8 protein-coding genes are annotated in these 15,169 nt (G+C 59.0%); 6 read left to right on the top strand and 2 right to left on the bottom strand.

The features are described 5' to 3' along the window. The first annotated feature begins 46 nt into the window (after positions 1-46). From IDH45_RS23745 to IDH45_RS23735, 3 genes are read left to right on the top strand one after another with little or no spacing between them, the layout of a single operon-like run. On the top strand, positions 47-2,284 hold the full coding sequence (locus IDH45_RS23745) for a putative baseplate assembly protein (RefSeq protein ID WP_190930624.1): 2,238 nt from the start codon (positions 47-49) through the stop codon (positions 2,282-2,284). Between the two features lie 54 nt (positions 2,285-2,338). Further along, complete coding sequence (locus IDH45_RS23740; RefSeq protein WP_190930623.1) at positions 2,339-4,444, top strand: phage tail protein; 2,106 nt, start codon at positions 2,339-2,341, stop codon at positions 4,442-4,444. A 20-nt stretch (positions 4,445-4,464) separates the two neighbouring features. Continuing rightward, on the top strand, positions 4,465-6,147 hold the full coding sequence (locus IDH45_RS23735; RefSeq protein WP_190930622.1) for a hypothetical protein: 1,683 nt from the start codon (positions 4,465-4,467) through the stop codon (positions 6,145-6,147). 137 nt (positions 6,148-6,284) lie between these two features. On the opposite strand, the gene IDH45_RS23730 is transcribed toward IDH45_RS23735, so the two are convergent. Both IDH45_RS23730 and IDH45_RS23725 read right to left on the bottom strand, forming a co-directional pair. Beyond that, entirely contained in the window at positions 6,285-7,928 is a 1,644-nt protein-coding gene (locus tag IDH45_RS23730) for an MORN repeat-containing protein (RefSeq protein ID WP_190930621.1), read from the bottom strand. 25 nt (positions 7,929-7,953) lie between these two features. Beyond that, positions 7,954-8,340 (bottom strand): DUF4280 domain-containing protein, encoded by a 387-nt coding sequence (locus IDH45_RS23725; RefSeq protein WP_190930620.1) that lies wholly within the window; start codon positions 8,338-8,340, stop codon positions 7,954-7,956. A 267-nt stretch (positions 8,341-8,607) separates the two neighbouring features. Here IDH45_RS23725 and IDH45_RS23720 point away from each other — a divergent pair, with 267 nt between their 5' ends. The 3 genes from IDH45_RS23720 to IDH45_RS23710 are packed head-to-tail and all read left to right on the top strand — an operon-like array spanning position 8,608 to position 15,130. Continuing rightward, the gene (locus IDH45_RS23720; protein ID WP_223836916.1) at positions 8,608-11,778 is read left to right on the top strand and encodes a stalk domain-containing protein; all 3,171 of its coding nucleotides are present in this window, start codon (positions 8,608-8,610) and stop codon (positions 11,776-11,778) included. Positions 11,779-11,815: 37 nt separating this feature from the next. After that, entirely contained in the window at positions 11,816-14,575 is a 2,760-nt protein-coding gene (locus IDH45_RS23715) for a HAMP domain-containing protein (RefSeq protein WP_190930618.1), read from the top strand. Positions 14,576-14,599: 24 nt separating this feature from the next. Continuing rightward, a complete protein-coding gene (locus IDH45_RS23710; RefSeq protein WP_190930617.1) occupies positions 14,600-15,130 on the top strand; it encodes a GNAT family N-acetyltransferase in 531 nt (176 codons plus the stop codon). Positions 15,131-15,169: the final 39 nt, after the last annotated feature.

Below are 15,169 nucleotides of genomic sequence, written 5' to 3'. Positions count from 1 at the left end.
CGGGAGACCATCAAGGCCTGAAGGCCGGAGAGCGAGGAGATAGACGATGCTGCCGTTGCCCAATTTGGACGATCGCATGTTCGAGCAAATGGTTCGGGAAGCGCGCGAGGCGATACCGAAACTATTTCCCGAGTGGACGGACGAAAACGCTCACGATCCGGGGCTGACGATGCTCGAGCTGATGGCGTGGATGACGGAAATGCAGCAGTATTATTTAAACCGGATTACGGCGAGAAGCGAGCTCAAGTTTTTGAAGCTGCTTGGAGTAAAGCCGCGTCTGGCTGCCTCCGCCTCGTGCGAGGTCGCCTTTTTCGGTGCGCGTCAGCCGCTCACGATTCCCGGAGGGACGCCGCTGCAAGCGTTCGATCAGTCGTACGAGACGCTTGAGGCGCTCCGGCTGATCCCCGCCGTTCTCGAGAAAGTGATGGTGAGGACCGATACGGCGGCCGGCGATTTTACGGCGAACTTGAAGACGGGCATCGCCTTTTATGCGTTCGGCCCGGAAGCGCGCAAAGGCAGCCGGCTGTTCGTAGGCTTCGACCGCGAGCTGCCGCCGGACACCGACATCGAGCTGTCGGTACGGCTGTCGGACCGGTATCCGGTGTTGGTCGGGCGCGGCGATACGGACCATGAGCCGCCGCCGATCTCGTCCGCCGCTGTATCCTGGAAATACGCGGGCGGGGAGAACGGAGACGGCTGGGTTCCGGTGCAGACGATCGGCGACACGACGGCGAGTCTGTCGCAGTCCGGCAGACTGACGTTCCGGCTGACGTCCCGGATGAGTCCGAGAGCGATGTATCCTGCGGACGACAAGAAGCGGTACTGGCTCGTCTGTGTCCTGGAGCGGGAAGGGTACGAGCTTTCCCCGAAGCTGGAGAGCCTGTGCATCAATGCGGTTCGGGCCGAACAGGTCCGGACCTTCAGCGAGACCGTCCATTTCGACTCGGACGGAGAAGCCGGACAAAGCTGCGAGACCGCCCGGTATTTGGCTTGGACCGGGCGTGTCGTCGTGCAAGTTCGGGATGATCAAGGCGACTGGCGGGAATGGAGAACGGTGGAAGCTTTGGAGAATTGCCGTGTGGATGACGAATGCTGCGTCCTGTCCAAGGACTCTTCCGCCGGTTCGCTCCGGATCGATTTCGGAGACGGCCGCCAAGGAGCGGTCCCGCCGGAAGGCCAGAATCGGATTCGTCTGATCGCCTTCGATCCGGCTGCGGAAGACCGGCTGTGGGTCGGAGCGAGCAACGGATTGCCGGATCAAGAGTTCGACATTTCCCGTTCGGGCACGTTCCGAAGTCCGGGCATGCAGCTGCAGGTCGCCTCCCGCGATAGCGTCTCGGGACAGCTGACGTGGGAGGATTGGAGCCAGGTTGACGACTTTGACAATTCCCGGTCGACGGACCGGCACTACATATATGATCGGGCCGAAGGGCTGATCCGTTTCGGCAACAATGAGCAAGGCGCCATCCCGGCCAAGTCGGGCGTACCGAACATCCGGTTTGCCGCTTTGCAGTCCGGCGGCGGGCAGCGGGGGAACGTCAAGAAGGGCATGATCGATTCGTTCGCCGCCCGGCATCCGGAGTGGGCCGGCATCGAAGTGACGAATCCGGCCGCAGCCTCCGGCGGCACCGAGGAGGAGACGCTGGAGAACGCCAAGCTTCGGGTGATGCATGAGCTGAACAGGCCGACAAGAGCCGTGACGGTCGAAGACTATGAGGCGATCGCCAAAGAAACGCCGGGACTGCGCGTCGCCAGAGTTAAGGCGATTCCGCTGTATAAGCCGGACATGAGAGATTATCCGCGGGAGAAAGCGGCCGCGCATATGACGGTCGTCGTCGTCCCTTACAGCGAGAGCGAGAAGCCGCGGGCCGGACCGGGGTTTCTGGAGACGGTCCGCCGCCACTTGGACCGGCACCGACTGCTGACGACGGAACTGCATGTTATCCCGGCCGAGTATATCCAGGTCACCGTGCATGCGGTCGTCGTGGTCCAGCCTTCCTACAAAGACAACCCCGCGTTTATCGTAAACGAGCTGGGACGTCTTCTCCGCCCGATGGGGCATGGAGACGGCGAAGGCTGGCGGTTCGGCCGGACGGTGTATAAGGGCGACATATACGGGGCGGTAAGCAGGCTGAAGGGTGTCGTCTACGTGCAGGATCTGTGGCTTGACGCCGAAGGGACTGCGGTGCGCAAGGACGGAGGAGGCGACATCCATCTTCCTCCATACGGGCTCGTTTATTCAGGAAAGCATGAGATTGAGCTGATCGGCGTGTCGGACTTGTAGAACCGGCGCGCCGGGTGCAGCGGCTTGCTTAAGCTTCAGACAGGGGGGGACCGCATGCGGCGGGCGGCACGGTTTTTCTCATTCAACAAACCGGCGGACTGGCACAACGGCCGGATGGCCAATATGAGCGTTCGCAGCTCGGGAATTTCCATCGAGCGGACGGACAAATATTCGGTGTACAAATCGGTACATTCGTACGAGATCGACGGTGCGGACGAAGTGGCCGATTTCGCCGTAGGTCCGGGCAGCAAGCTGTACGTGCTCGACACCCGGGCGGGACTTTGGGTGCACGACTACGAGAACCGCCATACGGAGCCGTTGTTTTCGCCGGGGCACCAGCTGTTTACGAACCGGTCCTATCTTGCAGCAGAGGGAGACTGCCTGTACATGGCCGACCCCGGCGGAGATAACCGGATCAGCTCCGTAGCGCCGTCCAACGGCCAGCTGTTATGGACGGCCCGGCGCTGGAACGGAATCGAACTGTACCCGCTTGCGGCGGCAGCCGACAAAGGGCGCCATCTGTACACGGTCGTTCCGCTCGATCCCGCAGGCGGCTCGCCTGACAGCGCGGAGGTGCCGGCTGGGAGCCGTATCGCCGTCCTGCAGTGGAATTCTTCGGGGGAGGTCGTCCGCGTATTCGAACACGAAACGATGCGGCTGGACAGCGCCGCGTCGGTTCGCGACCTGTGCGGCCGGTTTTCTCTCGTGAGTGCAGGCGAAGGCGAGCCGGTGCTGCTGGATTCGGTCCGTAAGACGGTCACGCGGTTCGGCCGGTACGGGGAAGACCCCGCAGTCACCCGGACCGTTCAGACCGGTACGCCGGCCGGGGTGGCTGTTGATGCCGAAGGCGCCGTGTATGTAGGAGACGGAAGTCGTGAAGGTTCTTCGGAGGACGAGCGGTTTATTTTCCAATACGCGGCTTCCGGAGAATGTACGGCAAAAGTATCCGGTTATCGCTCCCGGGTCGATAAGCTGCTCCATGACCGCAAAAACCGGATCTACGCGCTCGACCGGGAGAAGGGCGTCATCACTCTCCTCGAGCTGCAATCGCGGACGATGACGCTGGCGGATGCGGGCTTGCCGGAAGCGTGGTACGTGTCGGGAGAGCTGGACAGTGTGGAGGAAGAGACCGAGTGGCACAAAATCGAGCTGCTGGCCGATATTCCGGAAGAAACGCAAATCCGCTTTACCTGCTTTGCCACGGACGACCGGTACGGCGTACTGGAAGGCGAAGTCGTCGATTACAGCGAGTATTTTGGCAATCCGGACATCCCGCTGGCGCGCAAATGGAAAGCTTCGCGCCACTTATGGTCGGAGCCGATCGTCAATCCGCGGGACGCCTTGCTGATGAACGCAAAAGGCAGGTACTTGTGGTACCGTCTCGAGCTCGCCGGCAGCGAACGGACGGCCCCGGTTGTCAGCAGGCTGCGCGTTCATTTTCCGAGGCAGTCTCCGATCGTCCACCTGCCGTCCATCTATCAGGAAGATCCGGGCGGTTCCAAGTTTTTGGAACGGTTTCTCGCCTTGTTCGGCACGTTTTTCGCGGAAATGGAAGAGAAGATCGACAAGATCAGCTCCACGTTCGATCCGGACGGAGTTGCCGGTCCGTACTTGACCTGGCTCAGCCGCTGGCTGGCGCTTGATATCGCCGAGAGCTGGGACGAACCGAAGCTGCGGACGCTGATGAAGCGGGCGCCCGAGCTGTATAAATTACGCGGAACAAGGCAAGGTTTGTCGCAGATGCTGCATATTTATACGGGAGTGGAGCCTTTCATCGTGGAGCAGCATCAGCTGAAGCATATGCAGGAGTCGTCTGAGCTGCGGCAGATGTTCACCCGGTTGTACGGCGACAATCCGTACTGCTTCTGCGTGATGCTGCCGCCGGAATGCGTGCGCAGCGACAAGCAGCGGATGATGGTCGAGAACATTATCGAGGATCAGCAGCCGGCATACGCGGAAGGCAGACTCGTCATCCTGCAGCCGTGGATGCATGCGGATATGCATACGTACATCGGAATCAACACGGTACTGTCGGAGCCGACGCTGCTTACGCTCGATCGGCAATCGTCCATGCCGCACGGCACGGTGCTTATCGATGTGGACCGCGATAAGAGGATCGACATCCATACCCGCCTGGAGCTGGACTCGGGCTTGGAATAAACCGAAGGGAAGGGACCCCAATGAAAAAATCGCGATATTACCCGTTCGAAAGGAACCGGTATTTTTACGGCAAGCTTCTGACGGTACGGGACTTCGAATCGGAGCAAAAATATTTCAACGATAAGCGGCGCATGATGAACCGGCTGTTGTTCGGCAGCGGTGTCATTACGGGGATGCAGGTGATCGCCGTGGACGACAAATCCGTATCGGTGGAGATGGGGGCGGCGATCGATGCACTCGGACGGGAGATTGTCGTACCTGCGCCGGTTACGCTGAAGCTGTCGATGATGGACGGTTTTACGAATAACGAATACGCCAAAAACGTCTACCTGTGCATCTCTTACGACGAGAAGGGCAAGGAGCCGGTCCATTCGATCGCCAACTCGACGGTTCGTTCCGATGAAGTGAGCGAGTACAACCGGATGCTGGAAAGCTACCGACTGTTTATCCGGGAGGAGGCTCCGGACCCGTCCGCGCTGCCGATGGCCGGCCTGACCGAACAGACGGTCGTCCTCTATCAGAGCTCCCAGGTGCGGGTGCTGCAGGTTACGCCGAAATATGTGAACCCTGGGCAGACGTTCCACGCGATGATCCGGATCGAGAAGACGCTGCAAGCCGGTAAGGTTGAGCTGGAATACGAGCTGGCTACGGAAAGGCTCGCCGCTCCCGGCGGCAGCACCGTCCGATTTGCCGAGCCTTCGGACGCCCAGGAGACCGAATATGCATTTCAAATCGAGCTGTGTGCGGATGCTGTAGGCTCCGGGAAAGCCCAGATCGGCGTTATTCCCGGATCGGCCGTACTGCGCGTAGGTGATAAGCGGATCGACGGGATGTCCAGAGAAACGGGAGTCGTCCATATTATGCACGGCTCGGTCGAAGAGCAGCTGATGGACGATTTCCTGAAGCAGCCGCTGGAAGTGTCGCTGGAATCCTCGTCCGATCCGTGTATTTATTTGGCCAAAATCGGCTTGCTGCAAATGGGACCGACTTATGTGATCGAACGGGTGGAGCAGGTTCCGTTCGGCGAGTTCGTCTATAATCCTTCGGCGGCGTACCGTCTTGCTTTGGCCGAAGCAAGACGTAACCGGAGCGTTCCGGCGGGGCCGGACAGCATGCCTGAGCTTTCGCCGGCTCTTATTCGCGAAGCGATGCGGAGCGCCGAGCGGGATAAGGAAACGCCGGAAGCGGCGAAGAAGACGGAGCAGGCCGCTCCGCTGTCCGGCACGGAGGAGCTGCGCAGCGGCTTCGTTGATATCCCGATATCGCCGTTTGCCAAGTCGGCTCTGTCGTTCGGCAAGGCGGTCAAAAGCTTCGTATCCCAAGAAATCGAGCACGGTTACGGCCCTGGGGATGTGTATATCGTGACGAATATCGAGGAACGGACGTACGACGCGGTATCGGATATGCTGAACAGCGGCCAGCGCGCTTATTTCGGGGCGGCGGACGTATTTACGGGGAGCGAATTCGAAGCCGAGCTGCCGGATATCCAGACTGGTATCGTCGCTTACCCGCAGAAGGGAACGTTCCGGATCGGCATCAAGCTTCGCCAAGTAGCCGAGGCGCGGACCGTACGAGTGCGCTGGTGGGCGTACCGCAGCACAACGGGCGAGGGCGAGGGGGCTGCCGAGGCGGAAACGAAGGGCAACCCGGAGATCGTCACGTTGTCCGAGGCGGCCGTCAGCCTGGAGAACAAGCCGGAGTAAGGCGGGGGAACGGCTAAGAAGCCGCAGGAGCAGGCGGCTCCCACGGCCCGTCCGCGGACCGGCAGGTCCGATAAGACAAGTGAAGAGGCTGTCCCCTCGCGGGAGACAGCCTCTTGCTTGCAGAAACGGGCGGCTTGTTATCGCTTCGCCCGTTCGATCGCCGAAATTTCGAGCTGGAACGCAGCGGTCTCGCCTTTGTTGAAGGTGAGCTCATACAAGTAGTCGCCGCGGTAATACCGGTTGACCGTCATTCCGCCAGGAGCGGACGCGCGAAGCTCCAGCACGGTGAAGCCCTCGGCATTCGTCTTCTCCGAGCCGTTAAACGTCTCGATTCCCGGCTGGAGCACCGAGAGCGGTTTGCTGCCCCATACCGATACTTCGGAGACGACGGCTTCCTTCGGATTGGACTTGGAGGGAACGGCAAGAAAAGACATCTGGTAATCCGGATAATGCAGCTGGAACTTGAGACTGGCGGTGTCGGCCGCTGCGGCGCCTGCGCGATCCGTACCAGCGGCGTCAGCCGAAGCGTTCCCGGCCGCGGTCATGTCCAGCGGCTGAACCTGATCCAGCAGCGCGACTTCTCCCGGCTTGCCGAGAAGCTCTTCGATCTTTTTGCTGGGCAGGTCGATAAACGATTGGAGGCTGATCCGGCCTTGCTCGAAAAACGACTTCAGCACCGGGGTTCCAGCCGAATCCAGCAGCGTCCCGACACCGTCGTACAGCCCGTCGACAAAATCGCCTTTGTAAAGCGGTTTGCCTGCGGCGTCATACGCTTCGCCCGTTCCCGTCAACAGGCCGCCCCGGAACGTTCCTTTCAGCCGGACAACGCCGTTGTCGTCCGATAGCTCACCGGAACCGGCGTAAGCTCCGGCGGCGAACTGGCCCTTGTACTTGACCAAGCCTGTGGCCGGGTTATACTCGGCGCCTTCTCCGGAGTAGCGTCCGCCTTTAAACGCTCCTTCGTAGACGAGCCGCCCTAATTCATCGTACTGTTTGCCGGTTCCGTTGAATTCGCCGGCGGCAAATTCGCCTTCGTAGCGGATCTGGCCGTTCTGTCCGAACAGCTTGCCCGCTCCATGGTACATGTTCTCGAGGAACAGCCCTTCATAGAGCAAAGAGCCGTTATCGGCGTACAATTTGCCCGCGCCGCCGAACTTGCCGTTCTGGAATTCGCCGGTGTACCGGATCTTGCGGTCGGCTTGGAACAACGTCCCGGGACCGTTGTACTGGTCGGCAGCGAACTGGCCTTTGTAGAGCAGCTTTCCTTGCCCGTCGTACAAGGAGCCGCCTCCTTGCTTCAGGCCTTTGTCGAACTCGCCTTCGTATAGCAGGCTTCCCGTCTCGCTGTACAGCTTGCCGCTTCCCATGTAGAGACCGCCTTCGAGGCCGCCCGTATAACGGGGCTGCTTGGCCTGGTCGACAACTTTCGCTTGGCCGGACACCGTCATCGCCTTGGGGCTGTTCTCGATAACGACCGGGACCCGGTTGAACCATTTGTTTACGAGGGCGGGCGGTTTAATAAACAGGAAGTACGAGAGAACGAGTACGATGAGGACTGCGACGACGAGAAGACGTTTTGATACGTAATAAGAACCGACGGCTACGTAGTTTTTCAGAGACGTTTCTCTCGTCCCGATTATTCCTTTGACGGCGGCCTGGAACTTCTTGATCAGGATGCCCGGAAGCTTTTTGGCCTCCCGGAGCGGCCTCAGCACTTTGTAGACCAGCGGATTCAAAATCGGTCTGAACACATTTTCAAGCGTCTTGGTATTTAAAGCCAACGAGTTCACTTCCTAACGCATAATATCATGGTACTTGAATGGTCATCTGACCGGGCTGGACGATCTGAATGACGCCTCCCCAATTGCACATGCACTTGGACGTATTATTCAGCGCCGGCATATTGCCGATCTGCACTGTCGGACAACCGGGCGCCCACGGCGCAGCGGTGACCGGGACGCACGGAACCGGAGTTAACGTTCCGAACTTGGCCGCCGTAGCGGCCGCGACCGCCGGATTCGCCATGGACTGGCACATCCCGAAAGGCAAGATGTTCAGCATCGGTTTGTTGTCCATAATGTTTGCGATCGGCATCGAAGTGATCACCCGATTCGCTGGCAGCACCATTAAAGAACTGGGGGCGGCACCGAAGCTGCACTGCAGCATGGCCCCTCCGCAAACAACGTTTCCCATTATCACATTCTTCCAATCTTGTTCACCTATATAGATGAAGAGATGATATAATTAGTTTCATAGTACTAGAAAAACCATCGGCCAGCAATATATTCCAGGTACAAGAATCGACTTCCGGAGGAACTAAATTTCCGGGAACGGCTTGAAGTATCGGGGTCAGGCCCGGATGGGGGCCAAAAAACGCAGTTGCAGCACGGCAGGGACTTTTTCACTATAGCGGTGAATCGGGATGTATCCAATCAGTAAAAGGAGAGCCTCACTGTGAACATGGCAAGCCGAATGAAGCTCGGACTGGCTCTACTGCTCGCGATCGCCGCTCCGATGGCGGTTTCTCCTGGAGTGGCGGGAGCGGAGCTGAGATCGCTGACGATGACCGAGGCGGTCGACCTGGCGCTTAAGCGCAGCCCGCAGCTCCGCGACGGGCGAAGCGAAGTCAGGCTGAAGGAAGCGGAGCTCGAGCAGGCGCATTACGCGCAAAAAAGCGAAGAGGAGAAAGCTGCCGGCTTGTTTGCGAAGCCGAAAAATATAAGCCAGCAGCTTCAAATCCGGATGAAGGTGCCGCAAGCCCGCATGCAGCTGGAAGTGTGGCGTGAGAAGCTGAGGCAGCAGGCGCTCGAGGTGCGATTCGAGACGGAGAGCGCGTATTTGCAAGTCTATCAGGACATGCAGGCGGAGCAGAAGGCGCGGCAGCGGTGGGACGAGGCCGGGAAGGCGCTCGAAGCGGTCCAGCAGCGGCTGAGGTACGGGCTGGCCAAGCAGCCGGACAAAGAAACGGCGGAGGATGCACTTGCCCGGGCGGCTTCGGCATATAAGCAGGCACAGCTTGTAGCCAAGGGCTCCCGGCTGGCGTTCGGAGAGAAGCTCGGGGAACGGACGGAACTGCCCTTTGCGATGACCTTCGAGCCGCTGTATGCGGACCTGTCGCAAAACGCCTTGCCGGGATATATTGCGGAGGCGCTGAAGACGAATATCGGCTTGATTCAGGATATGCACAATCGTCGTCTCGCAGACGAGAAGCTGAGCGTAACCCGTCATCTGTACGCTGCCAAATTCGGTGCGGCGCGCATGAAAGTGTTCGACCGGATGTATGCGGGTCAGCCGGTCGATATGGACCTGTTTTCGGCCGGCTACGAGTCGTTGCTGGACCAGGTGCGCAGCGATTGGGAAGGGTATGTGTGGATCGTCCTCCCGATTCCGAAGCAGCTGTTTCAGGGCGAATTCGACGGCTTGCGTTATCTGGACGATCTCCGCAACGGCTTGCCGCTCGCGACGATGGAGCAGCAAGCGGCGGAGTTGAAGGAGAAAGAGAGCAGGAGCGCCGTCATAACGGCCGTCAGGCAGTCGTATCTGGATGCGAAGGGCGCGGAAGAATCGTATGCCGAAGCGCTCCGGGCGCGCGATGCGGCGCTGGAAGCCCAAGAGAAGACCGAGTCGATGATCCGGCTCGGACTGGCGGCTTCGGAGCAACGGACGGATGCGAGAGAAGCATTCGAGCAGACGGAAGCGGCTCTCCTGACGTCACAGATCGCCTACCTGAACGCAGTCGGCAAGCTGAACGCCTCTGCCGGGGGAGCGCTGGTGCGGACTTACCGGCCGGGTATTCTCCCTTACGAGACGATCGACGACGGTTTAGGAGAGGCTAAGCCGCCTCCGGACAAGCCCTTCTCCGGCAAATGGACTTTAAAGCCGGCGGTCGGCGAGCTGCTGAGCGAATTTACGGCGAGCCCGGACAAAAAGCTGAAAGCTACCGATTATGTGTTGTTCGATTCCAAAGGAAAGCCGATCGCCGGCAGAACCCCGGCCGGCAAACCGGTCCGCGTTCTGAATCTGCATGTCGCCGATCCTGCCCAGGTCAAAATCGTCTTGTTCGCAGGTACGGAGACGATCGGGGAAGCGAGGCTGGAAGGCGGATCTTCACAGGGAACATTTCGGGTCGGGGCAGCCCGGCCGGCCCCGTCTGCGCCTGTCGGCGAATCCGAATCCGCCGCAGCGGCGGTTATTATCGGGACGGTTAAGGTGGCGCTGGACGCGCTTACGCCGGAAATTTACCAGGCGGCGTCTTCTACGGTGAAGCCGTCCGGACAAGGACTGTTTTACAGCCCCGACGGGACAGCCTGGTTCGGCATGGACCGGGTGACCGGCGCGGAATCGCTGAATGATCCGGCAGGGAAAGCGGTTTTATCGCCGGATGAGGTCGACGCCCTACGCGTCACGATGGAGGTGCCCGGCAAGGGCGAACTGAAATCGCTCCTGACACCGGACGAGCTGGAACAGGAGATCGCCGTTCTCGCCGCGCAGATCAAGCAATTGGAGGCGGAGCAGGAAGCGGCCACTGCCGGAGGCAAGTTGGATATGCTTGCGGGACTGTCGACCCAGCTCGAAGATGCCAAAGCAAGATCCGCGATGCTGGAAGCGCTCAAGAAAGGCGAGACGGCGGAAGCTCTGCGTCATCTGTCTCTGGTCAACAATCCCGAGGCGATCATGGCCAAGCTGGCGGCGCCTGAAGCGGAACCGGGAAGCGGAGGCGGCACGGAGCCGCAAAGCCCCGAACTGCTCGAGGCGCAGGCGGAAGACGCGAAAGCCGCCATGCTTGCAGCCGCCGCGGCCGGGGACAAGGACGAAGCGCTGCGAGCGATGAAGACGCTTGTGGAACTGCTTGGCGCTGCAGCCGATCAGTCCGGCGGCATAACAGAGGGTCTCGAGGTGCTAGCGAAGGCCAAGTCGGCCATCATGGCGGACAAGAAGTCGGCGGAAGCAGCCGGCGAGACGGAACGGCTCGAATCGGCCGTCCGCACGCTGTCTGCGGTCGAAGCTGCGGCGCGGCAATTGGAGAAAGAGCTGCTCTTTGCAAGGATCGATGGCTTGTCCGGGCTGCTCGATGAATGGACGGCCACGGAACAGGCGGCGCCGGACGGCGCCGCCGCGGATATTCAAGCGGCGATCGCCGCGGAATTGGGCGGGCTGACGGCAGAGCTGCTTGAACGGATCAAAGCGCTGCAATTCGAAACTTACACGGAAGCGGAGCTGCAGGCTCTCGGAGCCGTCGCGGAACAGATCGCAAGCGAGCCGGGAAGCCGTGCGCTGCCGCTGCCGGTGCAAAACCTGATATCGCCCACGATCCCCTTAAAGCTGGACGTGCCTCCGGTTGTGCTGGACGGCCAGGCGTTCATTCCGCTTCGCGCCGTATCCGAATCGTTAGGCGCGGCGGTCGAATGGGACGGCGATACGCAAACCGCTACCGTCAGTACGGAATACGGAACGGCCGAGCTTACGATCGGCAGCGGGACGGCTTATGTGAACGGCGTGCCGGTTGCGCTGGATACGGCCCCGCTTCTGATCGCGGAACGAACGTACATCCCGCTTCGCCTATTGGCTGAGGCGATCGGACTTGAGGTCGTCTGGAACGCCGCTGCGTTCACGATCGAGCTGCACGAGTAAACCGGTGGATGGAATACGAGAAAACGAGGAGAAGCCCATGAAGAAGTCCGTAGCGGTATTGGTGTTTGCCCTGCTGCTTGCCGCTGCCGCGGCCATGTTCGTGTTCCAGGAGCGGCACCTAATTAAGCAAAATCCGCTGAGCCGCGAACTTCCGTTCGTCAGTCTCTCGAGGGCGATTGCCGATCAGTCGGGCAATCTGTACGTCATTGACAACTCGAAGAAGACGATTCACAAGCTGGACAAGGAAGGCACGCTGCAATACTCGATCCACAGCGAGGCGGGCAGAAACGGAGAGCTGTTCCGGTTCAACGATATGGCCGTCGACGAGTTAAACCGGCTGTACACGGTAAGGACGCTGCTCGATCCTTACGGACTTACGGTCAAATCGGAGCAGATCGTCCGGTACGACGCGGGCGGTAAGCTGGAGCGGGTATTGTTCAATCAGGACTACAACGATCCCAAAAACAAACGGTACCGGATCGGCGGATTGAAGAGCCCGCAAATCAAACAGGGCGAGTTATACTTTTTCAACGACGAAGGGAGTAAAGTGACCGAATACCGGTTCGCCGAAGGAGATGCGGAGCCTAGGGCGGTATACGCGTTTAACTTGCCTGGCAACAAATATTTGGCCGAAATCGACGGGGTCACCGCGGGGAGCATTTTTTATTCGGCCCGCAGCGGAGAAATTTATCAGGCGCTGGCGGACGGAACGTCGCGTATGGTTTATCCGCTGCCGGGGCTTGACCGGACGAGGCGCAACTTTCCGGAAAGCCTAAGGCTGGATTCGGCGGGACGGCTCGTCTTCATCGATTACAATTCGCAGGCGATCAGCCGTCTAGATCCGGCACAGCCGTACATCATCGAGGAGCTGGTCAACACCGCCAAAACCGAGGCCAGCGGCATCAGTATCCCGTATGAGAAGACGGACATCAGCCTGAGCCCGGACGGCGGCATCATCATCGTGGACGATACGCAGATGAACTGGCGGTTGACGGACGGCACACTGAAGCCTTCTTTTTCAAGCGTGCGATACTCGGCCGGGTACGCCGCGTACCGATGGATGGTATGGACGGTTGCGGCGCTCGGCGTGCTTCTGGTCCTGTTTGCGCTCAGACTGGTTTATATCGATCTGCTTAACAGACGGACGTCGCTGCTGTTCAAGCAGGCGATCGTGTTCATCCCGGCGGTTGCGGCCGCTATGGTTCTGCTGTCGACGCTGATTTTCAACAATTTCGTATCCAAGATGGATGAGGAGACGTACCGTGAGCTGTCGCTGCTCGCCGCGAACGGGCAAAATCTGATCGACGGGGACAGGCTGGAGGCGATCGACTCTCCCGTCGAATATCGCGGGGAGACGTTCAACGCGTTCCGTCAGAAGATTAACACCATGTTCGACAACAACTCGGACAGCGCCAACCGCGGCTTCTACAAGGCGGTATACAAGGTGGAGAACGGACTCATCTACCGCATCCTGGAAGATGACGACGAGATGCATATGTTCAACCCGTTCCCGATCACGGAGGAAAACTCCAAGGTGGCGTTCGAAGGGAAAGTCATGACCGGAGGCTGGCAGGACGATACAGGCGTCTGGAACTACGCGATCGCACCGATCTACAACTCGGCGGGGAACATCGTCGGTGTTTTCGAAACGAGCAAAAACATGGAGTCGCTGCTGTCTCACCGGCGGGAGCTGCTGCAGACGATCGTCCGCAATATTGTGGTGATTTCGGCGGGGCTGCTGGCCGTGCTGCTGCTTATGACGTTCATTCAGCTGTCCTCGCTGCGCAAGCTGCGCCGCACGGTCGGAGACATCGCCCGGGGCAACTGGGATACGGCGGTGAACATCCGCACCCGCGACGAGATCGCCGATCTCGGCGAAAGCGTCAATACGATGGCCGAGCGCATCCGCGAATATATCGGGAAGGTCGAGGCGTTAAGCCAGGCGTATTACCGGTTCGTGCCCCAGCAGTTTTTGCGCTTTTTGAACAAGGACACGATTCTGGACGTCGAACTGGGCGATCAAGTCGAACAAAACATGAGTACGATGATATTCAATATCCGTAGCTTTTACATGCTGTCCAAACGGATGACGCCGGAACAAAACTTCAATTTCGTCAATTCGTTTTTGAAACGGTTCGGGCCGTACGTGCGCAATAACAGCGGGATGATCAACAAATATTCCGGAGCCGGCTTTATGGCGCTGTTTCCCGGCCAAGCGGACGATGCGCTGAAGGCGGCCATCGAGATGCGGCGGGAGGTCGAGCTTTACAATACACACCGCGCCAACTCGGGTTACCGTCCGGTCGATATCGGAGTCGGCCTGCACAAAGGGCCGCTGCGTCTCGGCATTATAGGTGAGGAGCAGAGACTGGAAAGCAACGTCATCTCGGACAACGTGAACGTATCCACGATTCTGGAACGTTTGACGGAGCCGCTGGGCGCTTCGATTCTGATCACGGACAGCATCGTGCAGTCGCTGGACGGAGCCTCCGGTTTCCAGTACCGGAATCTCGGCCTGATTCAAGTGGGCGGCATGAAGGAGCCGCTGCATCTATACGATGTATATCAGGGTGATCCGGATACGATCCGGACGCTTAAAGACAAGACGAGGGCGCGGTTCGAGGAAGCGGTCACGTATTACCAGGTAGGCCGGTTTTACGATGCGCGGGAAGCGTTTTTGATGGTCATTAAGCAAAACAGGCAGGATAAAGCAGCTCAATTGTACTTCTATATCTGTGATGAATATTTCCAGAAAGGCACGACCGAAGACTGGAACGGAACATTGTCGGTTTCCTGACGAGGGAGAAAGGGAGGAACAGGTGTGAGCGGGGGGCAGCAAGCGGCAAGTAGCAAGGAAGACGAGTTTCGCATTATGTTAATGGAAAACGAGCAAGACGCTGCGCGGATCAGCCAGTTTTTTTTGTCTGAATGGTCGTTTGACGATCAGCGGCACACGCCGGGAGAGATCGAGCATTTTCGCAAAGGGCCGTTCGAGAGCCTGAAGCAGATGCACCATAAGTACTGGTATGTGGAAAATGAAGATGGCGATATTGTAGGCGTTACAAGCTGCAAGGAAAACGAGCACCGGACGGATGGCTACCTATGGGACTATCTGGTCGTCCACCGGAATTACAGACGGTTCGGCATTGCAGGGATGCTGTTTGATGCTCTGGAGCGGTACATCCGCTCCATCAACGGCCGTTACATTTTGACTTATACGTGCGACCTGCCGGAGTATATCCCGATTCAACGGATGTTTCAGAAGCGCGGCTTCGGCCTGATCGGCCGGTATCCGAATTATTATTACGACGGCGAAGACCGGATCGCATTTTATAAAAAACTGGATCTTTGAATGAAGCAACGGATTCATAGACCAACGGATAGGACTTGA

This window comes from Paenibacillus oceani (genome assembly GCF_014705615.1).
GTDB lineage: Bacteria > Bacillota > Bacilli > Paenibacillales > NBRC-103111 > Paenibacillus_AB > Paenibacillus_AB oceani.
The sequence above is the reverse complement of the archived record's forward strand: the minus strand, read 5'-3'. Positions and strand labels throughout refer to the sequence as shown.